Genomic DNA, 25,625 nt, shown 5'->3' on the forward strand with positions numbered 1-25,625 from the left:
TCGCTGCGCTCCTTGCTCCGCCCTAGAATGACGAAGTCGCATGGTTGGCCGCTAAAGGATCAAGGCGAGCGTATGAAATCTGCGAAACCGGACAGCGCATTGCGCATTGCCAGCACCTTTTCCGGCTCAGCCAAAATGGCCTCCATCTCCGCTGGCTTCTTCCCGAGCAGGGCGATCTCCAACCCACCATCATGCAGCGCGAACGACATGGTCCGCATGATCTCCGCGAGCGCCGCTCGGGCATAGATCGAGCGCGGCGAGGCGTGGGCCAGCATGGCCGGCTTGTCGACGGCGGCGTCGCGCGAGACCAGCCAGTCGAGCGCGTTCTTCAGTCCGCCCGGCACGCCATGCGCATATTCGGGGCAGGAGACGATGACGCCGTCGGCGCGGGTGACGGCGTCGATCAGGTCGGAGGCTTCGCCCGGTGTTCGCTCGCCCTCGTCGTCGGGGTTGAAGATCGGCAGGCCGCGAAGTCCGTCATAGACGGTGATACGACAGCCCTCGGGCGCGTTCAGCGCCAGTGCCGCGACCAGGGCCGAATTGGTGGAGGCCGCCCGCAGGCTGCCTGAGATGGCAAGAAGATGGAGCAAGATGGATAGGTCCGGGCGAATCGTGGCCGAAAACCCTACCACATCGTCTGCTTGTACTCGTCGTCCAGCCAGCGGTCGGTCGCCTCGGCCGAATCGGCCAATGCCAGTTGATCGCGCAGGATCTGGCCGAGCGTCGGCAGCGTGGCACGGTCGTACCAGCTCTCGGGCTTCCACAGATCGGAGCGCATGAAGGCCTTGGCGCAATGCATGTAGGCGGCCTTGACGGCGACGACGATGACGCTTTGCGGCTCCTTGCCGTCGACCGCGAGGCGCTCGCGCAAAGTGGCATCCACGGTGATGCGGGCTTCGCCATTGACGCGCAGCGTCTCGTTCATGCCCGGGATGAGGAAGAGCAGCCCGACCGAGGGATTGCGCAGGATGTTCTCCAGCGTATCCAGCCGGTTGTTGCCGGGCCGGTCGGGAATGGCGATCGTATTCTCGTCGAGAATGGCGGTGAAGCCGGGCTTGTCGCCTTTCGGGGTAACGTCGGCATTGCCTTCGCCATCGGACGAGCCGATCAGCACGAACGGGCTCTTGCCGATGAAGGAGCGGCAATGGCCGTCGAGCGCCTTCAATTCCTTGCGGATCGAACCATCGGTCGGGCGCGGCGTCTTGTAGATCGTCCGCAGCTCTTCCTGGGTGGTGACGAATTCCATGGCTCTCCCCTTTATTCCCTGCCTTATTTGCCGGCTTTCTCTTCCCCGCCGGCTTTGTCGTCGAGCGAATGGCGCAGGATGAGCGGCATCTGGCTGAAGGTGAACAGAAGCGTGATCGGCATGATGCCCCAGACCTTGAAGGTAACCCAGGCGTCGGTGGAAAAATTGCGCCAGACCACTTCGTTGACGATGGCCAGGAACAGGAAGAACAGGCCCCAGCGGAAGGTGAGCTTGCGCCAGCCTTCGGCATCGAGTTTGAAGGCGGACTCGAAGACATAGCCGAGCAGCGAGCGGCCGAAATACAGGCCGCCGAGCAGCACGCCGCCGAACAGCGTGTTGACGATGGTCGGCTTCATCTTGATGAAGATGTCGTCCTGCAGATAGAGCGTCAGCGCGCCGAAGATGAAAACGACGACGCCCGACACCATCGGCATGATCGGCAAGGTGCGGGTCAGCAGCCATGAGGCGATCAACGCGATCGCGGTCGCGGCCATGAACAGGCCGGTGGCGACGAAGATCGGACCGCCGAATTCGGCCAGCACGGGAAATTTCTGCGTCAGCCACTCGCCGCGCGCATTGGCGAAGAAAAAGACGAGCAGCGGCCCCAGCTCCAGCGCCAGCTTGAGCAGGGGGTTGATGCCTTCCTTCTTCTCTTTCTGCGGGTCGGACGGATCGCGTTCGAGAATGGGTGGGTTCATGGTTTCCTTCTTACGCACGATCCAATCCGGAAGCCTCACTTCCGGCATCGTGCCTGTTCAAGCCACTCCAGCGATCGCCCTGGCGAATTCGCTTGCGGAAAACGGTTCGAGGTCGTCGACTTGCTCGCCGACGCCGATGAAATAGACCGGCAATTTATGCTTTGCCGCGATCGCCACCAGAATACCGCCGCGCGCGGTCCCGTCCAGCTTGGTCATCACCAGGCCGTTGACGCCCGCGACATTGCGGAAGATCTCGACCTGGTTGAGCGCGTTCTGGCCGGTGGTGGCGTCGACCGTCTGCAGCACGGTGTGAGGCGCTTCCGGGTCGAGCTTGCCAAGCACGCGAACGATCTTTTCCAGCTCGGCCATCAGTTCGGTCTTGTTCTGCAGCCGGCCGGCAGTGTCGATGATCAGCACGTCGGAACCCGCCTCCTTCGCCTTCTCGAAGGCGTCGTAGGCGAGGCCGGCGGCATCAGCGCCGAGCTTGGAGGCAATGACCGGCGATTTCGTGCGTTCGCCCCAGATCTTCAACTGTTCGATGGCGGCGGCGCGGAACGTGTCGCCGGCGGCCAGCATCACCGACAGGCCGCCATCGGTCAGCTTGGCGGCGAGCTTGCCGATGGTCGTGGTCTTGCCGGTGCCGTTGACGCCGACCACCAGGATGACATGCGGCTTGTGCGAGAGATCGAGCTCGAGCGATTTTGCGACCGGGGCGAGCACCTTCTCCACCTCGGCCGCCATTACGGCGCGCACTTCGGTATCGGAAACATCCTTGCCGTAGCGGCTTGAGGCCAGTGAATCGGTGACGCGCAGCGCCGTTTCCACGCCAAGATCGGCGCGGATCAGCACGTCCTCCAGGTCCTGCAGCGTCTCCTCGTCCAGCTTGCGCTTGGTGAAGACGCCGGCAATGTTGCCGGTCAGCTCGCGCGAAGACCGGGCAAGCCCGTCCCGCATGCGCTGGAACCAGGACCGCCTCGGCGCCGGCTCCGGCGCCTTCTGCTGCTCGGCTTTCTGTTCGACCTTCTTGGCAACCGTCACCTTGCCGGGAGCGGGGGCAGGCTGTGGAATGGGTTGCGGTTCTGGCGCGACCTCGGCAATGACCGGCTGGGTCTCGACGGGTGCCGGCTGGCGAATGGGAGGGGCGATTTCCGCTGGTGGAGCGGTCTCGATCGGGGATGGGATAATTTCCGCAGGCTGGCGCTGCCCCTCACCCTTACCCTCTCCGCGTGAAGGACGGGGAGAGGGGGGCGTCAGCGTCGAGCTTTTTTGTTTGATGTCGCCAGGAGGGGCGCCGGCCCCGATGTCAGCCCCCTTCTCCCCGTCCCTATACGGGGAGAAGGGGCCGGCAGGCGGATGAGGGGCTGCGCCGGCCTCAGAAGTCGGCTGCTCGGAGGCGGCCGTCGACTGAGGGGCCTCAACCGGCGACGCCGGCGGCACTTCGACCGGTGCGGGCATGTCGACCGGCACTTCGACCGGAGGTGTCGGCACTTCGACGGGCGCGGGTTCCGGTTGCCTCTCCGGACGCGATGGAACGATCTCGGGCTCTGATGGTGCGGGCGGAATCTCCCGCGGCCGCGGTTCGGGCGTGGGCTGCGGAACGACGGGTGGCTGCGGCACCTCTTCGGGCGCCAGTGGTTCAGGCGTCTGGGGCGGGGCTGCCGGTTTCTCTTCCGGCGCAGGCTCCGGCTGCCGTTCCGGTTCTGACGGAACGGTAGGCTCCGGCGGGGGCGGAATGGTGGGGACAGGTTCGGGCTTGGGCTCCTCGGGCTCCGGTCCAGGCGCGGCCGCCGGCGCGGCTTCCGCCACAGCCTCCTTCCGCTTCAAAAACTCCGGCACGGCCTGCTCGGCCGCCGGCTTCAGCGCGTCGAGCTGATCCCATTTGATCGGCGGGAGGGGGGCGGTCTCGTCGATGCGCTCCTCGACGACCTCCTTCTTGCCGAACGAGAATATCTTCTTGAAAAAACCAGCCATGCTTTTGCGTTTCTCAGGCGGCGCGGGCGGCAAGGGGAGCGGCTGTCAGCCGCGCGCCATCGTGGCCGGTTATTTCAGCTTCGACGATCTCTCCCGGCGCACCGGTGGCGAGTGCGGCAAGCGTGAACCCTTCGGTGCGGCCAAGGCCGTCGCGCTCGATCAGGATCGACTGGCGGCTGCCGGCGAGCGAAGACAGATGGCGCTGGTAGGCCGCTTCGCCGGCTGCGCGCAGCCGGGCGGCGCGCTGCTTGACCAGCTCGCGGCGAACCTGCGGCATGCGCGCGGCGGGAGTGCCTTCGCGCGGTGAAAACGGGAAGACGTGGAGATGGGTCAGGCCGCATTCCTCGACGATTTTTTCGGAATTCTCGAACATGGCGTCGGTCTCGGTCGGGAAGCCGGCGATGATGTCGGCGCCGAAAACAATGCCGGGACGCAGCTTGCGCACATCCTCGCAAAAGCGGATCGACTGGTCGCGCAGATGCCTTCGCTTCATGCGCTTCAGGATCATGTCGTCGCCAGACTGCAGCGACAGATGCAGATGCGGCATCAGCCGCGGCTCGGTGGCGATGGCGTCGAGCAAGTCCTCGTCGGCCTCGATCGAGTCGATCGAGGACAGCCTGAGCCGCTTTACGTCGGGCACCTGCCTGAGGATGGTCTTCACAAGCTTGCCGAGCTTCGGCACACCAGGCAGGTCGGCGCCGAAAGACGTCATGTCGACGCCGGTCAGCACGATCTCGGCATAGCCGTTGCCGGCCAAGCGCTTGACCTGCTCGACCACGGCGCCCATCGGCACCGAGCGCGAATTGCCGCGGCCATAGGGGATGATGCAGAAGGTGCAGCGGTGGTCGCAGCCGTTCTGCACCTGCACGAAGGCACGTGCCCGGCCCTCGATGGCGTCGACCATGTGGCCGGCGGTTTCGCGCACCGAGAAGATGTCGTTGACGCGCGCCTTCTCGGTGTCGTTGACGCCGAAATCGGGCAGCGCGCGATAGGAATTCGCCTTGAGCTTTTCCTCATTGCCAAGCACGAGATCGACCTCGTCCATGGCGGCGAATTTTTCGGGCTCGGTCTGCGCGGCGCAGCCGGTGACGATGATGCGCGCGGCCGGGTTGTCGCGGCGCGCCTTGCGGATCGCCTGCCTGGCCTGGCGCACCGCTTCGCCGGTGACGGCACAGGTGTTGACGATGACGGCGCCGCCGTCGAGCGCGCCGAGGCCCGCGCTTTCGGCCTCGCGCCGCATCACCTCGGACTCATAGGTATTGAGACGGCAGCCGAAGGTCACCACGTCGATGCGGCCGGGCTGCTTCGCCACGTCGACGCCTTTGGCAAGAGCGGACATCAGGCCGCGCTTTCGGTGTCGCGGGCCCATTGTCCGGTCGACGGATCGAAGCTGCCGGAAAATTCCCATTCGGCCGCCCCGGTCAGGATGACGTGGTCGTCATCGCGCCATTCGACATGCAGCGTGCCGCCGCCAGGCGTCAGCAGGTTGACGCTGCGGCCCGTGCGCCGGGTGCGGGCCGCTGCGACGACAGCCGCGCAGGACGCGGTGCCGCAGGCCTTGGTCAGGCCGGCGCCGCGCTCCCAGGTGCGGATGATCATGCTGTCGGGCGAGGTCACCTGCGCGATGGTTATGTTGGCGCGTTCGGGAAAGATCGGATGGTTTTCCAGAAGCGGGCCGAAACGGTCGAGTTCATAAGTCCAGACGTCGTCATCGACCCAGAAGATGGCGTGCGGGTTGCCCATCGAAACGGCGGAAGGCGAATGCAGCACAGGCGCGTCGATCGGGCCGACCTGCAACTCGATCATGCGGGTGTCGCGGAACTCCTCGGCCAGCGGAATGTCGCGCCAGCCGAAGCGCGGCGTGCCCATGTCGACAGAGATCGAGCCGTCGGCGTGTTCGCGGGCATTGAGGATGCCGGCCACGGTCTCGAAGGTGAAGGTCTTCTCGCCGGTCTCGGCGGCCAGGGCCTGGACGACGCAGCGCATGCCGTTGCCGCAGGCCTGCGCTCCGGAGCCATCGGAATTCAGGATGTCGACGAAATAGCCGGTGCCTGGTGTCCTGGCGTCGTGGATCGCCATGATCTGGTCGAACCGCGTCGCGACGTCGCCATTGAGCGCGATGGCGGCCGCGGCCGTCACCCGATCCGCACGGCCACGCATGTCGGCAACGATGATCTCGTTGCCGATGCCGTTCATCTTGGCGAAAGGGGCCGTGCCTGCCATTGCTCCGAAATTCCATGTCCGTTCGGCGCTATATGGCGGAAACGGGCAGGAATTACCAGTGCGCAGCCGCTTTCACGCGACGGCGCCGGACTTACGTCACCGCGAAGACCCCCAGCAAGATCAACAGGAAGATCACGAGCACGATGCCGATGAGAATGCGCGCGCCGGTGGCGGCGGCGCCGGCCAGCGCCGGCATGCCGAGCAGGCTCGCCGCGGCGGCGACGATGAGAAGAATGATGATCCATTTGAGCATGGGAATGCCTCGTAAGCCGACAGATTTGAAACCGCAGGAAAAACGCGGCTGTCGTGCTTGGGTTCCCGCTCGTTTCGAAGCCTGGTCGGCTCAGGCCGCCGTCGTTTCCGGCACGTCCCAGACTTCGCCGGCCCGCAAGGCGCGAAAATGCTCTTGCGGTACACCCTCAGCCCCGAGCGCCTCGGCCAGTTTTCGGACCGGTTCGTCGATCGGCTCGTCGGTGAGCTGGAAGGTACCCCAGTGGCAGCCGGCGGCAAAGCTTGCGTTGCACAGCTTCATGCCTTGCACCGCTTCCTCGGGATTCTGGTGCTGCGGGGCCATGAACCAGCGTGGCTCGTAGGCGCCGATCGGCAGGATGGCGAAGCGGAAGCCGCCATGTTTTTCCGCCATCAGCCGGTAGTTGATGCCGTCGTGGAAGCCGGTATCGCCGGCGAAGTAGGTCTTCCCGCCCGCTGTTTCGATGACGAAGCCGGCCCACAGCGCCATGCGCCGGTCGCGGGCACCCCGCGCCGACCAATGATGCGCGGGCTCGATGTGGATGGCGGTGCCGTCGGAGACGTCGACCCTGTCGCCCCAGTCATGCGCGGAAAGCCGCATGCCGGGCACCGCGGCGGCGATGATGGCATCGTTGCCGAGCGGCGTCACTACCAGCGGATCGTGCGTCTCCTTCAGCTGCCTCAGCGTGGCAAGGTCGAGATGGTCATAGTGGTTGTGGCTGACCAGCACGACGTCGATCGCCGGCAGATCGTCAAAAGCGATGCCCGGCGGATTGACGCGCCGGGGTCCGGCAAAGGAGAACGGCGAGGTGCGCGCCGACCACACCGGATCGGTGAGGATGTTGAGCCCGGCGGTCTGGATCAGCAAGGTGGAATGGCCGACCATGGTCACGGTCAGTTCGGTACCTTCGACCATCGCGGCCGGCTTTGCCTGTGCGAAGGGGCTCGGACTCGCAGGCGGCCATTTCGAACGCTGGCCGCTGAACTGCCATTTCAGCAGGTCCGTGAAGGGGCCAGGCATCCGGCCGTCGGGGTTGAAGAACAGGGTGCCGTCGAAATGATCGCTGGGCGGGCCGCTGTAGTAGCAGTTGGCGGCTTTGTGTCTCGCGGCCAAGGTCTGCGCTCCAGCGGGTTTCGGTGAACTCTTTGTTTTCACGCAATTCCCTGGGGGGAAGCGCTACGCGTTTTCCCGGGAAAACCGCTGCACACTTTTCCTGGGACTATTCTAGACATAAGCCTTGCCGCGGCTGGTGCAAGCGTTTGCCGGCCGAAGGCCAAGGGGGACGAAGCGGCCTCGGCTAGGATCGCGGATCAGGAGGAAGACGCCATGGCGATGAAGCGAACGAAGACGCCCTGGATGAAGGCCGAGGATTTTGGCCGCTCGCTGCCGCGCGGCGTCGGCGTCAATTTGCTGGTGACCGACATGCCGGCGATGGAAGCCTTCTGCCGCGACGTGCTTGGCGCCCGGGTCATCTATGCCGACGAAGATTTCGCGGCGATCGAGCTTCTGGGGTCGGTATTCATGCTGCATGCCGACCATTCCTATCTCGACAACCCGATGACGGGCTCCATCACGGGCGCCGAGACACGCGGTGCTGGCATCGAATTGCGCCTCTATGGCGCCGATCCCGACGCGATCGAGGCGGCGGCGCTGGATCATGGCCACATCGTGCTGGCCGGCGCCGTCGACAAGCCGCATGGTTTGCGCGAGTGCTATATCGTCGGGCCGGACGGATATGTGTTCGTCCCAAGTGCTGCCCTTGCGTAATGATTGCGATAAATTTGCAACAATCTTGCTGCAAACCCTATTTTAACCATATCGGGTTGAAATTTCGCCACCTTCTCCATCTTGGTGGAGGTGAGATTGCGCGGACGGCACCCCCAGCCGAATCCGACGGAGGTTGTAATGAATTTTGCGAAAGGCGGCCTGGTGGCCGTATCCCTGGCGGCGCTCGTTGCGAGCGGCTGCTCAACCTCACGCTTCTCGTCGATGGACGACCAGCAGCCCGCCCCGCTGCAGCCGGCGCCTGCCGGCCAGGTGAGCTCGAATCAGCTGCCGCCGCCGGCGTCCCCCGGCACCACCGACCCGTCTCAATTCCCGACCGCGCCGGCAAACACGCAGGTTGCCTCGCTGCCGCCGGATGGCGCGGCGCCTGCGGGTGCCGCGGATCTCAACGCGGCAAGCGTCGCCGGTGTCTGGAACGTCAGCGTTTCCGGCCAGAGCTGCAAGGTGGCGACGCCACAGACCAAGTTCGGCGCCGGCTTCCGCGCCGGTCCGCTGCACTGCCCGGCGCCGATCGACGGCATCAAATCGTGGAACGTCGCCGGCAAGCAGCTGACGCTTTATGACGAGAATGGCGGTTCGCTGGCACGTCTCTATTCGTCGGGCGGCTCGAAATTCGACGGCCAGACTTCCAACGGGCAACCGATTTCGCTTACAAGATAGGCTGGGTATGCCGGTATTCAGGTGATGCCTGCCTGCGAATCGCGGCTTCCTGCCGTTTCGGCTCGGCCTGGCCTGAATCTCAACATACCTTCTCTCTTGAGCATACCGCTCCGAACAACGACGTGACCGATGCATCTGCGTGACGGCCTCCAGACCCATGCGACCGTCCGGCAGCGCTACGACCATCTGGTGGTATCAGGCGCGATCGGACGCGACCCCGCGCAGGAGGAGATCGCCGCCGCGCTCGACCGGCTGACCGACGAGATCTCGGCCAAGCGGCTTGCGCAAAAGTCCAGCGCGCTGGGCTGGCTGTTTGCCCGCAAGCGCGAGACGCAGGAGGCGGTCAAGGGCCTCTACATCCATGGCGGCGTCGGGCGCGGAAAGACCATGCTGATGGACATGTTCTTCGAACTCTTGCCGGTCAGGCGCAAGCGCCGCGTCCATTTCAACGACTTCATGGCCAACGTGCAGGACCGCATCCAGAAGCACCGGCAGGCGCGCAAGGAAGGCACGGTCAGGGAAGACGATCCGATCCCGCCGGTGGCCAAGGCGCTCGCCGAGCAGGCCTGGGTGCTGTGCTTCGATGAATTTTCGGTCACCGACATCGCCGACGCCATGATCCTGTCCAGGCTGTTCTCGGCACTGTTCGCCAGTGGGGTCGTGCTCGTCGCCACCTCGAACGTGGCGCCTGAAGACCTCTACCGTGACGGGTTGAACCGCCAGCTCTTCCTGCCGTTCATCGCCATACTGAAACGCCATGCTGAGGTGCTGTCGCTGGACAGCGACAAGGACTACCGGCTGGAAAAGCTTGCCCGCACGCCTGTCTACCTCATGCCGGCGGATGCGGCTGCCGACGAGGCGCTCGACGAGGCCTGGCAGGCGATGACGCACGGGGCGCCGACGGCCGAGACGTCGCTGACGCTGAAGGGCCGCAAGGTGGCCGTGCCGGCCGCCGCCGGCGATGCGGCGCGCTTCTCCTTTGCCGACCTGTGCGAAAAGCCGCTCGGCGCGCGCGATTACCTGGCGATCGCCGGCCGGTTTTCGACCGTCTTCATCGACCATGTCCCGGTGCTGGGCGAAGGCAAGCGCAACGAGGCCAAGCGCTTCATCCTGTTGATCGATACGCTCTACGACCATCATGTGCGCCTGGTGGTGAGCGCGGATGCGCCGCCGCACGAGCTTTATGTGGCTAGGCGCGGCGTCGAGGTGTTCGAATTCGAGCGCACGGCCTCGCGTCTGATCGAGATGCAGAGCCGCGACTGGCTGGACGATTGGGCCGTGCGGCGGAAGGCGAAGGCTGCCCCGGCTGACGCGTCACGGGCGCAGGCCACCATGCCTTCGTCATCCTAGAGCGAAGCGACGCAAGCGGAGCGCGGACCCTAGGGATGACGGCGGTAGCGGGGCTTCGATCGTCCCGCTAAAGTCGATACACATACATCACAAAGCTCTCCGCCTCGGCATGCGGCTTGCGCGCCTCGTAAACCGCTCGGGCCGGCAGATTGTCAGGTTCGGTGCCGACCCAGGCCTCCTCGCAACCATGCTCCCTGCCGAGCGCGAACATGGCGTCGAGCATTTTGCGCGCAATGCCCTGGCGCCGGAAGGCCGGCGAGACGCCGACCTCGTCGATATAAAGTTCGGTCGGCTTGTCCGGATGGCGGTGGATGACCGCCGCGCATTGGCCGACGACCAGGCCCTCGACGAGGGCGACGATCATGAAATGGCCCGATTGCGCGAGATAACTGGCCAGGCGATCGGGCCGGACCGGCTCGTCGAACACGTCGTCGGCCACTCGCATCACAAGGGCGTCATCGCCGGGATAGAGCCTTCTGATCTCGACCGTCATTGTGTAAATTCTCCCAAGTCGGCTTACAAATTTTGACGTTTACGTAAATCCCAAGCACTCTAACCGATTGAAAATGCAGGGGTTGAAATAATCGTTTGAATTTATTTCGCACCAGAGCTATTGGGTGCGGCGAAATTCGCGGTTCCCCGCAGCATTCCGGCCTCTTCCTCGACGCCGTGTTGGCGTCGCCACAGACAAAGGGAAATCATCCTCACATGGCACGCAACAAGATAGCGCTTATCGGCTCTGGCATGATCGGCGGCACGCTCGCGCATATGATCGGCCTCAAGGATCTCGGCGACGTGGTCCTGTTCGATATTGCCGAGGGTATTCCGCAGGGCAAGGGGCTCGATATCGCGCAGTCATCGCCGGTCGATGGTTTCGATTCCCGGCTGACCGGCGTCAACGACTATGCCGGCATCGAGGGCGCTGATGTCTGCATCGTCACCGCCGGCGTGCCGCGCAAGCCGGGCATGAGCCGCGACGACCTGCTGGGCATCAACCTGAAGGTCATGGAGCAGGTCGGCGCCGGGCTGAAGAAGTACGCGCCGAAGGCCTTCGTCATCTGCATCACTAATCCGCTGGACGCCATGGTGTGGGCGCTGCAGAAGTTTTCGGGCCTGCCCAAGACCCATGTCGTCGGCATGGCCGGCGTGCTGGACAGCGCGCGTTTCCGCTATTTCCTGGCCGAGGAGTTCAAGGTCTCGGTCGAGGACGTCACCGCCTTCGTGCTCGGCGGCCACGGCGATTCCATGGTGCCGATGATCCGCTATTCGACGGTGTCGGGCATTCCGCTTCCAGACCTGATCAAGATGGGCTGGACTTCGAAGGAAAAGCTCGACCAGATCGTGCAGCGCACCCGCGACGGCGGCGCCGAGATCGTCGGCCTCTTGAAGACCGGCTCGGCCTATTACGCACCGGCGGCCTCGGCGATCCAGATGGCCGAATCCTATCTCAAGGACAAGAAGCGCGTGCTGCCGTGCGCGGCGCACCTCTCCGGCCAGTATGGCGTCAAGGGCACCTATGTCGGCGTTCCCGTGGTGATCGGTGCCGGCGGTGTCGAGCGCGTCATCGAGATCGACCTCAACAAGGCCGAGCAGAAGATGTTCGACACCTCGGTGGCGACCGTGCAGGGCTTGACCGAGGCCTGCGTCAAGATCGCGCCGCAACTCGCCTCGAAGTGACCTCCCCAACATCACCCCCGGCAAACGACCTGGAGATAGTTCCCCATGAACATCCATGAATATCAAGGCAAGGCGCTGCTGAAGAGCTTTGGCGCGCCGGTGGCCGAAGGCGTGCCGGTGTTCAAGGCAAGCGAGGCGGAAGCCGCCGCGCAAGCGCTGCCCGGCCCGCTTTATGTGGTGAAGAGTCAGATCCATGCCGGCGGCCGCGGCAAGGGCAAATTCAAGGAGTTAGGCCCCGACGCCAAGGGCGGTGTGCGGCTGGCGAAGTCGGTTGCCGAGGTGGTGGCCAACGCCAATGAGATGCTCGGCCACACGCTGGTGACCAAGCAGACCGGCCCGGCCGGCAAGCAGGTCAACCGTCTCTATATCGAGGACGGCGCCGATATCGAGCGCGAGCTTTATCTGTCGATCCTGGTCGACCGTTCGGTCGGCCGCATCGCTTTCGTCGTCTCGACCGAAGGCGGCATGGACATCGAAGCGGTGGCGCATGATACGCCGGAAAAGATCATCACCGTCGCCATCGATCCGGAAAAGGGCGTGACGGCGGATGACGTCAGGGCGCTCAATGGCGCGCTGAAGCTCGACGGCGACGCGGCCAAGGATGGCGGCACGCTGTTCCCGATCCTCTACAAGGCCTTTGTCGAGAAGGATACGAGCCTGCTCGAGGTCAACCCGCTGATCGTCATGAAGAACGGCCGGCTGCGCGTGCTCGACGCCAAGGTTTCGTTCGACAACAACGCGCTGTTTCGCCACCCCGACCTGATGGAACTGCGCGACACCACCGAAGAGGACGAGAAGGAGATCGAGGCGTCGAAATACGACCTCGCCTATGTCGCGCTCGACGGCAATATCGGCTGCATGGTCAACGGCGCCGGCCTTGCCATGGCGACGATGGACATCATCAAGCTCTATGGCGCCGAACCCGCCAACTTCCTCGATGTCGGTGGCGGCGCGTCCAAGGAGAAGGTGACGGCGGCGTTCAAGATCATCACCAAGGACCCGGCGGTGAAGGGCATCCTGATCAATATCTTCGGCGGCATCATGAAGTGCGACATCATCGCCGAGGGCGTGATCGCCGCGGTCAAGGAAGTCGGCCTGAAAGTGCCGCTGGTGGTGCGCCTGGAAGGCACCAATGCCGAGCTCGGCAAGAAGATCATCAACGACAGCGGCCTCAATGTCGTGTCGGCCGACGATCTCGACGACGCGGCCAAGAAGATCGTGGCGGCGGTGAAGGGCTGACACGGCTGTGGAACAAGACGCCACCGAAAGCTTGCTTGGATACATCATCGCCTGGTTGCCGATGGCGGTTTTCGTGGTGATCTGGGTCTGGGGCCTCGTGACACTGAAGCAATATGTGCGGGCTCGAGAACGCGCCGGCCATGACAATGCTGCTGCTATTCGTGAACTCGTCGAGACAAATCGAGAGATTGTAGCGGTGCTGCGTGACCTGAAGTCGGAACTTCAAGGGCGGAAATCATAGAATGCCTCCGCGCAAGATAAACCTCGTCGAGGCGGCGGATCGGACGATTAAAAAAGTCTTCGATCCGCATATCGCCGGCGACGTCAATGACAGCCAGGCGAAGGTCGCCAAGTTCGGCGAGACTTTCGACTGGCATGCGCATGAGCATGAGGACGAAGCCTTTCTGGTGCTGCGCGGGCGCATCGCCATCGATTTCCGCGACGGTCCGGTCGAGCTTGGCGAGGGCGATTTCATCGTCGTGCCACGTGGCGTCGAGCACCGGCCGCGTTCGCTGACCCCGGAGCCGGTGGTGCTGATGTTCGAGCCGGCGACGACGCTCAATACCGGCAATGCCAAGAGCGATCTGACCGTCACCGATCTGAAGCGGCTCTGACCATGAACGCGGCGTCCTTCTCTTCGCTCTCGGCCGATCACCAGCGCCTGCAGGCGCTGGTCGGTGCGTGGCGCGGCGAAGAAGAGGTGGCGGATACACAATGGGCCGATGGCGGTGCGGCGACCAGCGAAGTGCTGGCTGAGGCACAGTTCGGCGGCCAGTTCGTGGTGCAGCGTTATCGCCAGCGCCGCGACGGCACGATTTCGTTTGGTTCGCACACCGTGTTTGGTTTCGACCAGCAAAATGGCGTCGTGACCATGCACCAGTTCGATTCGACGGGCTTCGTGCCCGTGTCGCCTGCCACCGGCATATGGAACGGCAGTGAACTCAATCTGGAACGGTCGTCGCCGCGCGGCGCCGCGCGCGTGACGTATAGTTTCGAAGATCCCGACACCTATCGCATGCGATTGCAATTCAAACCCGCCGGCAGCGAAGGCTGGCAAGACATGGTGAGCGGCGTCTACCGGCGCGTCTCGCCTTCCTCGATCAACGGTTTTTAGAAAAGGGCTCCGATGTCCATTCTCGTCGACAAGAACACCAAGGTGCTGGTGCAGGGCCTGACCGGCAAGACCGGCACGTTCCATACCGAACAGGCGCTGGCCTATCACGGGACAAAGATGGTCGGCGGCATCCATCCCAAGAAGGGCGGCGAGACCTGGAACGGCTCGAAGGGCGAGCGCCTGCCGATCTTCGCCACTGTCGCCGAAGGCAAGGAAAGGACGGGCGCCAACGCCTCCGTCATCTACGTGCCGCCGGCTGGCGCGGGCGAAGCCATCATCGAGGCGATCGAGGCTGAAATCCCGCTCATCGTCTGCATCACCGAAGGCATTCCGGTAATGGACATGGTCAAGGTCAAGGCGCGGCTCGACCGCTCCAAGTCGCGGCTGATCGGGCCGAACTGCCCGGGCGTGCTCACCCCCGACGAATGCAAGATCGGCATCATGCCCGGCAACATCTTCCGCAAGGGCTCGGTCGGCGTTGTTTCGCGCTCGGGAACGCTTACCTATGAGGCTGTGTTCCAGACCACCAATGTCGGCCTCGGCCAGACCACCGCCGTCGGCATCGGCGGCGATCCCGTCAAGGGCACCGAGTTCATCGACATGCTCGAGATGTTCCTTGCCGACGACGAGACGAAGTCGATCATCATGATCGGCGAGATCGGCGGCTCGGCTGAGGAAGACGCCGCGCAGTTCCTCAAGGACGAGGCCAAGCGCGGCCGCAGGAAACCGATGGCGGGCTTCATCGCCGGGCGCACCGCGCCGGCCGGCCGTACCATGGGTCATGCGGGCGCGGTCATCTCCGGCGGCAAGGGCGGTGCCGAAGACAAGATCGCGGCGATGGAATCGGCAGGCATCAAGGTTTCGCCCTCGCCGGCGCGGCTGGGCACGACCTTGGTCGAGGCGATCAAGGGTTAAGTGAGTAGGCAGTAGTGAATAGGGACTAACGGTGAGTAGCAGCTGACTGCTCACCATTCCCTTCAAAAGGAGACGGAGCCAGGCTCCGCGGACAAAAATGGCACGACAAGATCAGGCCAACGACCAGTTTTCGCTCACCTCTTTCCTCTATGGCGGCAACGCCGATTACATCGACGCGCTCTACGCCGCCTATGAGGACGATCCCGCTTCGGTCAATCCCGAGTGGCAGGAGTTCTTCGCGGGTCTGAAGGACGATGCCGGTGATGTGCGCAGGAACGCCAAGGGCGCTTCCTGGGCAAAACCCTCCTGGCCGCTGCAGGCCAATGGCGAACTGGTGTCCGCGCTCGACGGCAATTGGGGCATTGTCGAGAAGCACCTGGAAAAGAAGGTCAAGGACAAGGCGGTCACCAACGGGGTCGTGCTGTCCGACGCCGACGTGCACCAGGCGACGCGCGATTCGGTGCGTGCCATCATGATGATCCGCGCCTTCCGCATGCGCGGCCATCTGCACGCCAATCTCGACCCGCTCGGCATTGCCAAGCTCGAAGACTATAACGAGCTGTCGCCGGAGAATTACGGCTTCACCGAAGCCGACTACGACCGGCCGATCTTCCTCGACAATGTGCTCGGGCTCGAATTCGGCAGCATCCGGCAGATGCTGGAAATTCTCACCCGCACCTATTGCTCGACGCTCGGCGTCGAGTTCATGCATATTTCCGATCCCGAGGAGAAGGCCTGGATCCAGGCGCGGATCGAAGGCGCCGACAAGGAAATTTCCTTCACCGCCACCGGCAAGAAGGCGATCCTGCAGAAGCTGGTCGAGGCGGAAGGCTTCGAGCAGTTCATCGACGTCAAGTACAAGGGCACCAAGCGCTTCGGCCTCGATGGCGGCGAGTCGCTGATCCCGGCGCTGGAGCAGATCGTCAAGCGCGGCGGCCAGCTCGGCATGAAGGAAATCGTGCTCGGCATGGCCCATCGCGGCCGGCTGAACGTGCTTTCCCAGGTGATGGCCAAGCCGCACCGTGCCATCTTCCACGAGTTCAAGGGCGGCTCGGCCGCTCCCGACGAGGTCGAAGGCTCGGGCGACGTGAAGTACCATCTCGGCGCCTCCTCCGACCGTGAGTTCGACGGCAACAAGGTGCACCTGTCGCTGACCGCCAACCCCTCGCATCTTGAAATCGTCGATCCCGTGGTGATGGGCAAGGCGCGCGCCAAGCAGGATTATCTGTTCGGCCGCGGCCGCGAGGAGATCGTGCCGTTGGAAGAGCGCGCCAAGGTGCTGCCGCTCTTGCTGCACGGCGACGCCGCTTTCGCCGGCCAGGGCGTGATCGCCGAAATCCTCGGCTTGTCGGGCCTGCGCGGTCACCGCGTCGCCGGCACGCTGCACTTCATCATCAACAACCAGATCGGCTTCACCACCAATCCGCGTTTCTCGCGCTCGTCGCCTTATCCGTCCGACGTCGCCAAGATGATCGAGGCGCCGATCTTCCACGTCAATGGCGACGACCCGGAAGCCGTGGTGCACGCCACCAAGGTGGCGATCGAGTTTCGCATGAAGTTCCACAAGCCGGTGGTCGTGGACATGTTCTGCTACCGCCGCTTCGGCCACAATGAGGGCGACGAGCCGGCCTTCACGCAGCCGCTCATGTACCGCAACATCCGCACCCACAAGACGACGGTGCAGATCTATGGCGACCGGCTGATCGCCGAAGGCCACATCACCCAGGCCGAACTCGACCAGCTCAAGGCCGATTGGCGCGCGCATCTGGAAGCCGAATGGGAAGTCGGCCAGGCCTACAAGCCCAACAAGGCCGACTGGCTCGACGGCGCCTGGTCGGGCCTGCGCACGGCCGACAACCAGGACGAACAGCGGCGCGGCAAGACCGCCGTGCCGGTCAAGACGCTGAAGGAAATCGGCAAGAAGCTGACCGAGGTGCCGAAGGATTTCGAGGCGCACAAGACGATCATCCGCTTCCTCGAGAATCGGCGTCAGGCGATCGAGTCCGGCGAAGGCATCGACTGGTCGACGGCGGAGGCGCTGGCCTTCGGCGCGATCCTGCTCGACGGCAACCCGATCCGGCTTTCGGGCCAGGATTCCGAGCGCGGCACCTTCTCGCAGCGCCATTCCGTGCTTTACGACCAGCGCGACGAGACCCGCTACATCCCGCTCAACAATCTGTCGGCGGCGCAGGCCGGCTACGAAGTCATCAACTCGATGCTGTCGGAAGAGGCGGTGCTAGGCTTCGAATACGGCTACAGCCTGGCCGAGCCGAAGGCGCTGACCTTGTGGGAGGCGCAGTTCGGCGACTTCGCCAACGGCGCCCAGGTGGTGTTCGACCAGTTCATTTCGTCGGGTGAGCGCAAGTGGCTCAGAATGTCGGGCCTCGTCTGCCTGCTGCCGCATGGCTATGAAGGCCAGGGCCCGGAGCATTCCTCGGCCCGGCTGGAACGCTTCCTGCAGCTTTGCGCCGAAGACAACATGCAGGTCGCCAACTGCACGACGCCGGCCAACTACTTCCACATCTTGCGCCGGCAGCTGAAGCGCGACTTCCGCAAGCCGCTGATCCTGATGACGCCGAAGTCGCTGCTGCGCCACAAGCGGGCGGTGTCGACGCTGCCGGAAATCTCGGGCGAAAGCTCGTTCCACCGGCTGCTGTGGGACGATGCCCAGCTGCTGCCCAACCAGGCGATCAAGCTCACCAAGGATTCCAAGATCCGCCGCGTCGTGCTGTGCTCGGGCAAGGTCTATTACGACCTCTACGAGGAGCGCGAGAAGCGCGGCATCAACGACATCTACCTGCTGCGCGTCGAACAGCTCTACCCGTTCCCGGCCAAGGCGCTGATCACCGAGCTGTCACGCTTCCGGAACGCCGAGATGGTGTGGTGCCAGGAGGAACCCAAGAACATGGGCGCCTGGTCGTTCATCGATCCGTATCTGGAATGGGTGCTGGCGCATATCGACGCCAAGCATCAGCGGGTGCGCTACACCGGCCGTCCCGCGGCCGCGTCGCCGGCGACCGGCCTGATGTCGAAGCACCTTGCCCAGCTCGCCGCCTTGCTCGAAGACGCGCTCGGCGAATAGGCAGAACTGGGCGAATAGAACTGAACCGAAAGAACGGACAGGCACAATGGCTACCGAAATCCGCGTCCCCACCCTGGGCGAATCCGTCACCGAAGCGACCGTCGGCAAATGGTTCAAGAAGGTCGGCGATGCCATTGCCGCCGACGAGCCGCTGGTCGAGCTCGAGACCGACAAGGTGACGGTGGAAGTGCCCGCCGCCGCCGCCGGCACGCTCGGCGAAATCACTGTAAAAGAAGGCGAGACGGTCGGCGTCGGCGCGCTGCTCGGTTCGATTTCGGGCGGTGGCGCGGCTGCTCCCGCGACCAAGCCGCAAGCGGTGGCGCAGGCGTCCAGCCCCGACGCGGCGCAGACCACCAAGCAGGCCGCGGTCGAGACCGCCAAGGTTGCCGGCGATGCCGGCGCGGTCGAGCCACGCACCATGCCGCCGGCGCCGGCGGCGGCAAAACTGATCGCCGAGAACAATCTGTCGGTCGACCAGCTTTCCGGCTCGGGCAAGCGCGGCCAGGTGCTGAAGGGCGACGTGCTGGACGCCATCTCCAAGGGCGCGCCGTCGCAGCCGGCCGAAACGCCAAAGGCGGCGCCGGCACCGGTTGCCGTGCGCGCGCCGTCGTCCGGCGACGATGCTTCGCGCGAGGAGCGCGTGCGCATGACCAAGCTGCGTCAGACCATCGCGCGCCGGCTGAAGGAAGCGCAGTCGACCGCCGCCATGCTGACCACCTTCAACGAGGTCGACATGTCGGCGGTGATGGCGCTCAGGACCAAATACAAGGACGTGTTCGAGAAGAAGCACGGCGTGAAGCTCGGCTTCATGGGCTTCTTCACCAAGGCCGTCACGCACGCGCTGAAGGAAATCCCCTCGGTCAATGCCGAGATCGACGGCACCGACATCATCTTCAAGAACTATGCCCATATCGGCGTCGCGGTGGGCACCGAAAAGGGTCTCGTGGTTCCGGTCGTGCGCGACGCCGACCAGATGTCGATCGCCGAGATCGAGAAGGATATCGGCCGGCTGGGTATCGCCGCGCGCGACGGCAAGCTGTCGGTCGCCGACATGCAGGGCGGCACCTTCACCATCTCCAATGGCGGCGTCTATGGCTCGCTGATGTCGACGCCGATCCTCAACGCGCCGCAGTCGGGCATTCTCGGCATGCACAAGATCCAGGACCGGCCGGTCGTGGTCGGCGGCCAGATCGTGATCCGGCCAATGATGTATCTGGCGCTCAGCTACGATCACCGCATCGTCGACGGCAAGGAAGCGGTGACCTTCCTGGTGCGCGTCAAGGAAAGCCTGGAGGATCCGGAACGGCTGGTGCTTGATCTCTGAGGCGGTCGGATGGCGGGTTGCGGCAGGGGTGGCCAATGACGGCCCGTTTGCTTGGGCTCGCCGGACCGGTCGTGCTGGTGGCGGGCATTCTCGCGCCTGTTGCAAATGCCCAGGCCGCCTGTCCAATCGAGCTTGCCGTTTACGGCGATGCACAAAGTGGCGCCGAGATCGACTTCACCCCGACAGGCACCTCGGCCACAGTCACCAACACGTTTCGCTTGATCCTCGACAACAATGTGGTGCTGAACGGCATCGTCATGTGGACCCAGGACGTATCGCGGCCAAACGGCGCGCTGATGTACAAATGCCCGGAGGGTGACGTGACCGGCGCCGAGCTTGCCGCCTGCACGCTGTGGAACGGCGTCATCTATACGGCCGATGACAAGGGCGCTGTCGGCCTGTTGCCGGCCGAGGGCGCAGAGGCGCCAAAGACGCTGATCCTGCCCGATCTCGGGCCAGTGCTCAGGCAATCCCGAGCCTACGGCGGCGGCACCGGCTTCTCGAAAGTGCCCTCGGATGTGTTCTCGATGAAGGGGTGCCAGGAATGACCACGATGCAAAAAGTGCTGCTGGTCACCGGCGGCAGCCGCGGCATCGGCGCCGCTATCTGCCGGCTCGGAGCCAAGGCCGGCTATCGTGTCGCGGTCAACTACGCCTCCAACAAGGCTGCCGCCGATGCGCTGGTTGCCGAGATCAAGGCCGGCGGCGGCGACGCTGTTGGCGTCAGGGGCGATGTCGGCAAGGAAACCGACATCGTGGCCATGTTCGGCGCCGTCGAGCGCGCCTTTGGCCGGCTCGACGCTTTCGTCAACAACGCCGGCATCGTCGACGTCAAGGCGCGCGTCGACGAGATGGAAGTTTCGCGGCTGGAGCGCATGATGCGCATCAATGTCGTGGGCTCGTTCCTGTGTGCCCGCGAGGCGGTCAAGCGCATGTCGACGCGGCATGGCGGTTCGGGCGGCGCGATCGTCAACATCTCGTCGGCGGCGGCGACGCTGGGCTCGCCGGGTGAATATGTCGACTATGCCGCTTCCAAGGGCGCCATCGACACCTTCACCATCGGGCTTGCCCGCGAGGTGGCGCTGGAGGGCATCCGCGTCAATGCGGTGCGGCCTGGCATCATCGACACCGAAATCCACGCCTCCGGCGGCCAGCCCGACCGCATCGAACGGTTCCGCGACCTGCTGCCGATGAAAAGAGCCGGTAGTGCGGATGAAGTCGCCGGCGCGGTCCTCTATCTTTTATCCGATGCCGCGTCCTATACGACGGGCGCGATCCTGAATGTCAGCGGCGGCCGCTGAGCCCCAAGCAAAAGGGAAACAAACATGGCTTATGACGTCGTTATCATCGGCTCTGGACCGGGCGGCTATGTCTGCGCCATCAAGGCGGCACAGCTTGGGCTGAAGGTCGCGGTGGTCGAGAAGAACGCTACCTTCGGCGGCACCTGCCTCAACATCGGCTGCATCCCGTCCAAGGCGCTGCTCCATGCCTCGGAGATGTTCGCCGAGGCCGGCCATTCCTTCGACACGCTGGGTGTCGAGATACCGGCGCCGAAGCTCAACCTGAAGAAGATGATGGCGCACAAGGACGCGACGGTGTCGGCCAACGTCAACGGCGTCGCCTTCCTGTTCAAGAAGAACAAGATCGATGCCTTCCGCGGCACCGGCAAGGTGGTCGCAGCCGGCAAGGTCTCGGTGACCGGCGAGGACGGCAAGGTCGAGGAGATCGAGACCAGGAACATCGTCATTGCCACGGGCTCCGACGTCGCCGGTATTCCAGGCGTCAAGGTCGATTTCGATGAGAAGGTGATTGTCTCTTCGACCGGGGCCCTGTCGTTGGAGAAGGTTCCCGGCCATCTGGTGGTGGTCGGCGGCGGTGTCATCGGGCTCGAGCTCGGCTCGGTCTGGGCACGGCTCGGCGCCAAGGTCACCGTGGTCGAGTTCCTCGACACCATCTTGGGCGGCATGGACGGCGAGGTGTCGAAACAGTTCCAGCGGCTGCTCTCCAAGCAGGGCTTCGAGTTCAAGCTCGGCGCCAAGGTCACCGGCGTCGCCAAGGCCAAGAAGGGCGCGACCGTCACCTTCGAACCGGTGAAGGGCGGGGCGGCTGAGACCATCGATGCCGACGTCGTGCTGATCTCGACCGGGCGCCGCGCCTTTTCAGACAGCCTTGGGCTGAAGGAAGCGGGCGTCGAGGTCGACGAGCGCGGCCGGGTCAAGACCGATGGGCATCTCAGGACCAACGTGCCCGGCATCTATGCCATCGGCGATGTCATCGCCGGGCCGATGCTGGCGCACAAGGCCGAGGACGAGGGCGTGGCGGTGGCCGAAACCATCGCCGGCCAGGCCGGCCACGTGAACTATGATGTCATTCCGAGCGTCGTCTACACCAGTCCGGAAATCGCCTCGGTCGGCAAGAGCGAGGAGGAGCTGAAGAAGGCCGGCATCGACTACAAGGTCGGCAAATTCCCCTTCACCGCCAACGGCCGCGCCCGCGCCATGCTGCACACCGACGGTTTCGTGAAGATCCTCGCCGACAAGCAGAGCGACCGCGTGCTCGGCGTGCATATCGTCGGCTTCGGCGCCGGCGAGATGATCCATGAGGCGGCGGTGCTGATGGAGTTCGGCGGTTCGTCGGAGGATCTGGCCCGCACCTGCCACGCGCATCCGACGATGTCGGAAGCGGTGAAGGAAGCGGCGCTGGCCACGTTCTTCAAGCCGATCCACATTTAGGGTTGTCTTGATATTCAGGTGATGCCGGCCTGCGAACGACGGGTCGGTTCGGCCTGCCCTGAATCTCAAAACACCCCGTGCTCGTGGCCCAAAACAAAACGGCCCGCCATTCGGCGGGCCGTTCGTCTTTGATATCGAGCCGATCAGTTGGCCGGTGCCGGAGCCGGTGCCGGAGCTGGCGCGGGGGCCGGCGCTGGGGCCGGCGCGGGCGCTGGTGCAGGAGCCGGGGCGGGCGCGGGCGCCGGTTCGGCTGGCTTGGCCGGTTCGGCAGGCTTCATCGGTTCAGCCGGCGCGGGCGCCGGGGCCGGGGTGCTCGCCGCTGGCGGCTCGGCGGGTGCCGGGTGCTCGCCGCTTCTTCCGAAAACGTAATACGCGACAATCGCCAGAATAACGACGACCAGCGCAATCAGCCAAGGGCTGCCGCCGCCGCCGCCGCTTGGCCTAGGAGTGTCGTTTGGTGTGTTCGCCATGAAAGTGTCCTCCGTGGATGAAAATTATCAATCAACAGACATCAACGCGCTATCGTTGAACAGGTTTCACGCTAGCGAAGGGACACGCCGAAAATACGACGGGCAGATCCGCCAGTTGCCATCCGACTCAATTGACAGCGGCGACAGTATAGCCGGCTTTACGAAAATCCTCGACCAGTCCCTCTGGATCGGGAAGTGCGGCGCGCCGACCGCGATGAACGCGTCGGTCAGGCGGCGTTTCGCCACGCAGCCAGCCACACCAGCGGATGCTATCGTTGGTTACGAGGGATTTGCCGGTATGACGCCCACTGCACGGACTTTTCCTGATCCCGAAGGTGCTCTTGCCGGCGCTCAGTTCGCCGACCGATATGTGCTGATAACCGATGGCCTTGCCCTGACCGCCATTGGCGCGGCCGAACGCGTGCTGGGGCGGACACCGGGGTGGGTCGGCCTGCTGACGCAGCTGCGCAACCTCGCCGTCAGGCCATTTGGGCTGAAAACGGGGGCGGAACCCGACGCGCCGCCGGAAAGCAGGATCGGCATATTTCCGCTCATCAGCCAGACACATGGCAGGGTCGTCCTTGGGCTGGACGACCGGCATCTCGATTTCCGCATCCTGGTGGAGGTGAACGATCTCGGCGCGGGCCGGCAGGAGGTGGCTGCGTCGACGATCGTGAAGACGCATAATCTGCTTGGGCGGACCTATCTCGCCATCATCATGCCGTTTCACCGCATCGTCGTTCCGGCGATGCTGGCTCAGGTCTTGATCAAATAGGGCTTAAAGCCCCACCGCCGTGACGGTATAGCCGGCTTTGCGGAAATCCTCGACCAGTCCCTCGGGACCGGGAAGATGCAGCGCGCCGACCGCCATGAAGGCGTTGCCCTTGGCCAGGATCGGCCCGGCATGATCGACCATCACCTTGTTGCGGCTGGTGATCATGGTCTCCTCGAAGGCGGCGTAGCCCGCGGGATCATTCTGCTCGTCGGGCATGGCGGCGCGGAAGAGCGGCCAGAACATGCCGGTGTCGCCACGCTGGTAGAGCACGATCATGGTCTCGTTGATGTCGTTGACCTTGTCGCCCAGCTTCAGCGTGTCGACCAGACCCTTCATGTGAAAGGCGAGCGGCAGGGAAGCCATGGCGCGCAACTGGCTCTCGGCCGTTTCCAATCCTTCCACCGGCTTGCCCGCCGCCTTGGCACTCTCGGCCAGCTTGACGTCGAGCACCGGCGCTCCGCTGGACTGGCGGGCGAGTTCGCAAGCCGGAAGCGCCATCATGGCCGACAGCATCCACGGCTTCATCTTGGCGACCGTTGCCGGCGGGATGCCGCGCGCGTCGAGCGCGGCGTTCATGGCTGCCGCCTCGTCCGGCGACAGCAATGACGACAGCGTCGTGGAGTCGGTGAACATCATCAGGTCCGGCTCCTTCAGCATCGCCGTCATCATCTTCTGCTTGTCGAGCACGTCGGTGGTCTCGATGATGAGGGTGCCGGCGGCGTCAAAGGCCTTCTGTGCATAGGCCGGCAGCGTGGTGACGCGCGGATCGGTCATGTGCATGGTGCCGAACAGGTAGGATGGCTGTTCGCCTGATTTTTCCAGCTTCCACAGCAGACCCTTGCCGTTGAGCGTGGCAGCGGCCTCTGCCTCGATCTTGTCGTAGGTGGCAGGGCTGCCCTTCTGCAAGGCCGACAGCATGTCGGCGCCAGTGCAGGTCGGGATTTCCGCGTGCGCCCTGCCGGCCGCGAACAGCAGGACAGCAAGGAAGGATAGGAAAAACAGCACGTTGAGCGCGACAAGCAGCTTCAGCGAGATGGAAGCTGCACGGTCGGCGATGGCGATGACGCGTTTCATGATCCCATTCCTAGGACCGAAAAGCGGCAAAACCGTTAATCGGGACGGCAAAATTGAAGGGTTCAGGCTCTGGGATGGGCCGATTCGTAGATTTCCAGCAGTCTCGTCGTGTCGACGCCGGTGTAGATCTGCGTCGTCGACAGGCTGGCGTGGCCGAGCAATTCCTGGATGGTGCGCAGATCGCCGCCTCGGCCGAGCAGATGAGTGGCGAAGGAATGGCGCAAGGCATGCGGCGTCGCTGTATCGGGCAGGTTGAGCGCCGAGCGCAGTTTTGCCATGTCGCGCTGGATGATGGCCGGGTTGAGCGGGCCGCCGCGCGCGCCCCGAAACAGCAACTCCTTTGGATCGAGATGGTAGGGACAGAGCCGGCGGTATTCGGCGACAGCCCTGAGCGCGACCGGCAGCGCCGGCACCAGCCGCGTCTTGCCGCCCTTGCCGGTGACGCGCAGCACGGTGTCGGCTTCAGATGCCAAATCGGCGGCGCTGAGGCCAAGCGCTTCCGAAATGCGCAGGCCCGAGCCGTAGAGCAGCGTCAGCACGGCGGCGTTGCGGGCGGCGATCCAGGGTTCTTCGGCCAGTTGACCCTCGACGGAGACCACCTGCCTGGCATCGCTCGCCGTCAGCGGCTTGGGCAGCGATTTGGGCTGGCGCGGCGCCCGCAGGGCCGCGGCACCTGCCGCATTGGCCAGGCCTCGCCGTTCGAGGAACCGCAGTAGCGAGCGGATGCCTGCCAGCCCGCGGCCGAGCGTGCGAGCGCCGGCGCCGGCATTGCGCCGGGCGGCGAGAAAGCCGCGCAGATCGGCCGGGCGCAGATTGGCGATATCGGAAATGCCGGGCGGTCCGCCGATATGGCCGGTGAGGAAGTGCAGGAACTGGCGAGAATCGCGCTCGTACGCCTCGACGGTTTGCGGCGACAGCCGGCGTTCGCGCGCCAGCATCTTCAGCCAGTTTTCACGCGCCGCCTGGAGATCGGGTTTTGCCGGTATGAGGAATTCCTGCATCGGGTCTGTTCCGGTTCGCGGTCATTTTCCGGCAGCCGGG

Annotated in this window: 26 protein-coding genes; 15 read left to right on the plus strand and 11 right to left on the minus strand. The window is 64.4% G+C overall.

Features of this window, described 5'->3' with window-relative positions:
- Positions 1-59: 59 nt before the first annotated feature.
- From EN850_RS27175 to EN850_RS27210, 8 genes are all read right to left on the minus strand, one after another.
- Complete coding sequence (locus EN850_RS27175; RefSeq protein ID WP_135922263.1) at positions 60-590, minus strand: NADPH-dependent FMN reductase; 531 nt, start codon at positions 588-590, stop codon at positions 60-62.
- A gap of 35 nt (positions 591-625) precedes the next feature.
- Positions 626-1,246 (minus strand): pyridoxamine 5'-phosphate oxidase family protein, encoded by a 621-nt coding sequence (locus EN850_RS27180; protein WP_127280264.1) that lies wholly within the window; start codon positions 1,244-1,246, stop codon positions 626-628.
- Between the two features lie 23 nt (positions 1,247-1,269).
- Positions 1,270-1,944: a septation protein A gene (locus tag EN850_RS27185; protein WP_127872812.1), complete on the minus strand. Its 675-nt coding sequence runs from the start codon at positions 1,942-1,944 to the stop codon at positions 1,270-1,272.
- Positions 1,945-2,001: 57 nt separating this feature from the next.
- The gene (gene ftsY / locus EN850_RS27190) at positions 2,002-3,915 is read right to left on the minus strand and encodes a signal recognition particle-docking protein FtsY (RefSeq protein WP_136092665.1); all 1,914 of its coding nucleotides are present in this window, start codon (positions 3,913-3,915) and stop codon (positions 2,002-2,004) included.
- Positions 3,916-3,928: 13 nt separating this feature from the next.
- Positions 3,929-5,254 (minus strand): tRNA (N(6)-L-threonylcarbamoyladenosine(37)-C(2))-methylthiotransferase MtaB, encoded by a 1,326-nt coding sequence (mtaB, locus tag EN850_RS27195; protein WP_136092666.1) that lies wholly within the window; start codon positions 5,252-5,254, stop codon positions 3,929-3,931.
- Positions 5,254-6,138, minus strand: a complete 885-nt coding sequence (gene dapF, locus EN850_RS27200; protein ID WP_136092667.1) for a diaminopimelate epimerase — start codon at positions 6,136-6,138, stop codon at positions 5,254-5,256. The genes mtaB and dapF overlap by 1 nt, the downstream gene beginning before the upstream one ends.
- 91 nt (positions 6,139-6,229) lie before the next feature.
- Positions 6,230-6,391, minus strand: coding sequence for a DUF1328 family protein (locus EN850_RS27205; protein WP_136092668.1), 162 nt, complete (start codon positions 6,389-6,391; stop codon positions 6,230-6,232).
- 90 nt (positions 6,392-6,481) lie between these two features.
- Positions 6,482-7,501: an MBL fold metallo-hydrolase gene (locus EN850_RS27210; protein ID WP_136092669.1), complete on the minus strand. Its 1,020-nt coding sequence runs from the start codon at positions 7,499-7,501 to the stop codon at positions 6,482-6,484.
- Positions 7,502-7,714: 213 nt separating this feature from the next.
- Here EN850_RS27210 and EN850_RS27215 point away from each other — a divergent pair, with 213 nt between their 5' ends.
- The 3 genes from EN850_RS27215 (at position 7,715) to zapE (ending at position 10,183) form a co-directional block, all read left to right on the plus strand.
- On the plus strand, positions 7,715-8,155 hold the full coding sequence (locus EN850_RS27215; protein WP_127281262.1) for a hypothetical protein: 441 nt from the start codon (positions 7,715-7,717) through the stop codon (positions 8,153-8,155).
- 138 nt (positions 8,156-8,293) lie between these two features.
- On the plus strand, positions 8,294-8,833 hold the full coding sequence (locus EN850_RS27220) for a protease inhibitor Inh/omp19 family protein (RefSeq protein WP_127872818.1): 540 nt from the start codon (positions 8,294-8,296) through the stop codon (positions 8,831-8,833).
- Between the two features lie 129 nt (positions 8,834-8,962).
- On the plus strand, positions 8,963-10,183 hold the full coding sequence (gene zapE / locus EN850_RS27225) for a cell division protein ZapE (RefSeq protein ID WP_136092670.1): 1,221 nt from the start codon (positions 8,963-8,965) through the stop codon (positions 10,181-10,183).
- Between the two features lie 67 nt (positions 10,184-10,250).
- Here zapE and EN850_RS27230 read toward each other — a convergent pair whose 3' ends face one another.
- Positions 10,251-10,676, minus strand: a complete 426-nt coding sequence (locus tag EN850_RS27230; protein ID WP_136092671.1) for a GNAT family N-acetyltransferase — start codon at positions 10,674-10,676, stop codon at positions 10,251-10,253.
- Positions 10,677-10,891: 215 nt separating this feature from the next.
- Here EN850_RS27230 and mdh point away from each other — a divergent pair, with 215 nt between their 5' ends.
- The 12 genes from mdh (at position 10,892) to EN850_RS27295 (ending at position 23,510) form a co-directional block, all read left to right on the plus strand.
- The gene (gene mdh / locus EN850_RS27235) at positions 10,892-11,860 is read left to right on the plus strand and encodes a malate dehydrogenase (protein ID WP_135932789.1); all 969 of its coding nucleotides are present in this window, start codon (positions 10,892-10,894) and stop codon (positions 11,858-11,860) included.
- Between the two features lie 45 nt (positions 11,861-11,905).
- Positions 11,906-13,099: an ADP-forming succinate--CoA ligase subunit beta gene (gene sucC, locus EN850_RS27240; RefSeq protein WP_136092672.1), complete on the plus strand. Its 1,194-nt coding sequence runs from the start codon at positions 11,906-11,908 to the stop codon at positions 13,097-13,099.
- 7 nt (positions 13,100-13,106) lie between these two features.
- Positions 13,107-13,340, plus strand: a complete 234-nt coding sequence (locus EN850_RS27245; RefSeq protein WP_135922252.1) for a hypothetical protein — start codon at positions 13,107-13,109, stop codon at positions 13,338-13,340.
- A gap of 1 nt (position 13,341) precedes the next feature.
- On the plus strand, positions 13,342-13,713 hold the full coding sequence (locus tag EN850_RS27250; protein WP_136092673.1) for a cupin domain-containing protein: 372 nt from the start codon (positions 13,342-13,344) through the stop codon (positions 13,711-13,713).
- 2 nt (positions 13,714-13,715) lie between these two features.
- Positions 13,716-14,213, plus strand: a complete 498-nt coding sequence (locus EN850_RS27255) for a DUF1579 family protein (protein WP_136092674.1) — start codon at positions 13,716-13,718, stop codon at positions 14,211-14,213.
- A 12-nt stretch (positions 14,214-14,225) separates the two neighbouring features.
- Positions 14,226-15,128: a succinate--CoA ligase subunit alpha gene (gene sucD / locus EN850_RS27260; RefSeq protein WP_136092675.1), complete on the plus strand. Its 903-nt coding sequence runs from the start codon at positions 14,226-14,228 to the stop codon at positions 15,126-15,128.
- 97 nt (positions 15,129-15,225) lie between these two features.
- On the plus strand, positions 15,226-18,210 hold the full coding sequence (locus EN850_RS27265) for a 2-oxoglutarate dehydrogenase E1 component (RefSeq protein WP_135883795.1): 2,985 nt from the start codon (positions 15,226-15,228) through the stop codon (positions 18,208-18,210).
- A 46-nt stretch (positions 18,211-18,256) separates the two neighbouring features.
- A complete protein-coding gene (gene odhB / locus EN850_RS27270) occupies positions 18,257-19,534 on the plus strand; it encodes a 2-oxoglutarate dehydrogenase complex dihydrolipoyllysine-residue succinyltransferase (protein ID WP_136092676.1) in 1,278 nt (425 codons plus the stop codon).
- Between the two features lie 35 nt (positions 19,535-19,569).
- Positions 19,570-20,082 (plus strand): hypothetical protein, encoded by a 513-nt coding sequence (locus tag EN850_RS27275; protein ID WP_246689285.1) that lies wholly within the window; start codon positions 19,570-19,572, stop codon positions 20,080-20,082.
- Positions 20,079-20,834: an SDR family oxidoreductase gene (locus tag EN850_RS27280; RefSeq protein WP_136092677.1), complete on the plus strand. Its 756-nt coding sequence runs from the start codon at positions 20,079-20,081 to the stop codon at positions 20,832-20,834. Before EN850_RS27275 ends, EN850_RS27280 begins: the two co-directional genes overlap by 4 nt.
- A gap of 24 nt (positions 20,835-20,858) precedes the next feature.
- On the plus strand, positions 20,859-22,265 hold the full coding sequence (lpdA, locus tag EN850_RS27285) for a dihydrolipoyl dehydrogenase (protein WP_136092678.1): 1,407 nt from the start codon (positions 20,859-20,861) through the stop codon (positions 22,263-22,265).
- Between the two features lie 768 nt (positions 22,266-23,033).
- Complete coding sequence (locus EN850_RS27295) at positions 23,034-23,510, plus strand: DUF2867 domain-containing protein (RefSeq protein WP_135883808.1); 477 nt, start codon at positions 23,034-23,036, stop codon at positions 23,508-23,510.
- A 3-nt stretch (positions 23,511-23,513) separates the two neighbouring features.
- Here EN850_RS27295 and EN850_RS27300 read toward each other — a convergent pair whose 3' ends face one another.
- Positions 23,514-24,584 (minus strand): TraB/GumN family protein, encoded by a 1,071-nt coding sequence (locus EN850_RS27300; RefSeq protein WP_127276291.1) that lies wholly within the window; start codon positions 24,582-24,584, stop codon positions 23,514-23,516.
- A gap of 62 nt (positions 24,585-24,646) precedes the next feature.
- The gene (locus EN850_RS27305) at positions 24,647-25,585 is read right to left on the minus strand and encodes a tyrosine recombinase XerC (RefSeq protein ID WP_136092679.1); all 939 of its coding nucleotides are present in this window, start codon (positions 25,583-25,585) and stop codon (positions 24,647-24,649) included.
- Positions 25,586-25,625 lie beyond the last annotated feature (40 nt).

This window comes from Mesorhizobium sp. M8A.F.Ca.ET.207.01.1.1, from assembly GCF_004794715.1.
GTDB lineage: Bacteria > Pseudomonadota > Alphaproteobacteria > Rhizobiales > Rhizobiaceae > Mesorhizobium.

Bases quoted from the DNA above. Each gene is read 5' to 3' on its own strand.
- EN850_RS27180 (WP_127280264.1), bottom strand. From the start codon at position 1,246: ATGGAATTCGTCACCACCCAGGAAGAGCTGCGGACGATCTACAAGACG.
- EN850_RS27185 (WP_127872812.1), bottom strand. From the start codon at position 1,944: ATGAACCCACCCATTCTCGAACGCGATCCGTCCGACCCGCAGAAAGAG.
- EN850_RS27280 (WP_136092677.1), top strand. From the start codon at position 20,079: ATGACCACGATGCAAAAAGTGCTGCTGGTCACCGGCGGCAGCCGCGGC.
- EN850_RS27230 (WP_136092671.1), bottom strand. From the start codon at position 10,676: ATGACGGTCGAGATCAGAAGGCTCTATCCCGGCGATGACGCCCTTGTG.
- mtaB (WP_136092666.1), bottom strand. From the start codon at position 5,254: ATGTCCGCTCTTGCCAAAGGCGTCGACGTGGCGAAGCAGCCCGGCCGC.
- EN850_RS27250 (WP_136092673.1), top strand. From the start codon at position 13,342: ATGCCTCCGCGCAAGATAAACCTCGTCGAGGCGGCGGATCGGACGATT.
- ftsY (WP_136092665.1), bottom strand. From the start codon at position 3,915: ATGGCTGGTTTTTTCAAGAAGATATTCTCGTTCGGCAAGAAGGAGGTC.
- EN850_RS27265 (WP_135883795.1), top strand. From the start codon at position 15,226: ATGGCACGACAAGATCAGGCCAACGACCAGTTTTCGCTCACCTCTTTC.
- mdh (WP_135932789.1), top strand. From the start codon at position 10,892: ATGGCACGCAACAAGATAGCGCTTATCGGCTCTGGCATGATCGGCGGC.
- EN850_RS27305 (WP_136092679.1), bottom strand. From the start codon at position 25,585: ATGCAGGAATTCCTCATACCGGCAAAACCCGATCTCCAGGCGGCGCGT.
- EN850_RS27220 (WP_127872818.1), top strand. From the start codon at position 8,294: ATGAATTTTGCGAAAGGCGGCCTGGTGGCCGTATCCCTGGCGGCGCTC.
- EN850_RS27295 (WP_135883808.1), top strand. From the start codon at position 23,034: ATGACGCCCACTGCACGGACTTTTCCTGATCCCGAAGGTGCTCTTGCC.
- EN850_RS27205 (WP_136092668.1), bottom strand. From the start codon at position 6,391: ATGCTCAAATGGATCATCATTCTTCTCATCGTCGCCGCCGCGGCGAGC.
- EN850_RS27255 (WP_136092674.1), top strand. From the start codon at position 13,716: ATGAACGCGGCGTCCTTCTCTTCGCTCTCGGCCGATCACCAGCGCCTG.
- odhB (WP_136092676.1), top strand. From the start codon at position 18,257: ATGGCTACCGAAATCCGCGTCCCCACCCTGGGCGAATCCGTCACCGAA.
- lpdA (WP_136092678.1), top strand. From the start codon at position 20,859: ATGGCTTATGACGTCGTTATCATCGGCTCTGGACCGGGCGGCTATGTC.
- EN850_RS27300 (WP_127276291.1), bottom strand. From the start codon at position 24,584: ATGAAACGCGTCATCGCCATCGCCGACCGTGCAGCTTCCATCTCGCTG.
- dapF (WP_136092667.1), bottom strand. From the start codon at position 6,138: ATGGCAGGCACGGCCCCTTTCGCCAAGATGAACGGCATCGGCAACGAG.
- zapE (WP_136092670.1), top strand. From the start codon at position 8,963: ATGCATCTGCGTGACGGCCTCCAGACCCATGCGACCGTCCGGCAGCGC.
- EN850_RS27215 (WP_127281262.1), top strand. From the start codon at position 7,715: ATGGCGATGAAGCGAACGAAGACGCCCTGGATGAAGGCCGAGGATTTT.
- EN850_RS27275 (WP_246689285.1), top strand. From the start codon at position 19,570: ATGACGGCCCGTTTGCTTGGGCTCGCCGGACCGGTCGTGCTGGTGGCG.
- sucC (WP_136092672.1), top strand. From the start codon at position 11,906: ATGAACATCCATGAATATCAAGGCAAGGCGCTGCTGAAGAGCTTTGGC.
- sucD (WP_136092675.1), top strand. From the start codon at position 14,226: ATGTCCATTCTCGTCGACAAGAACACCAAGGTGCTGGTGCAGGGCCTG.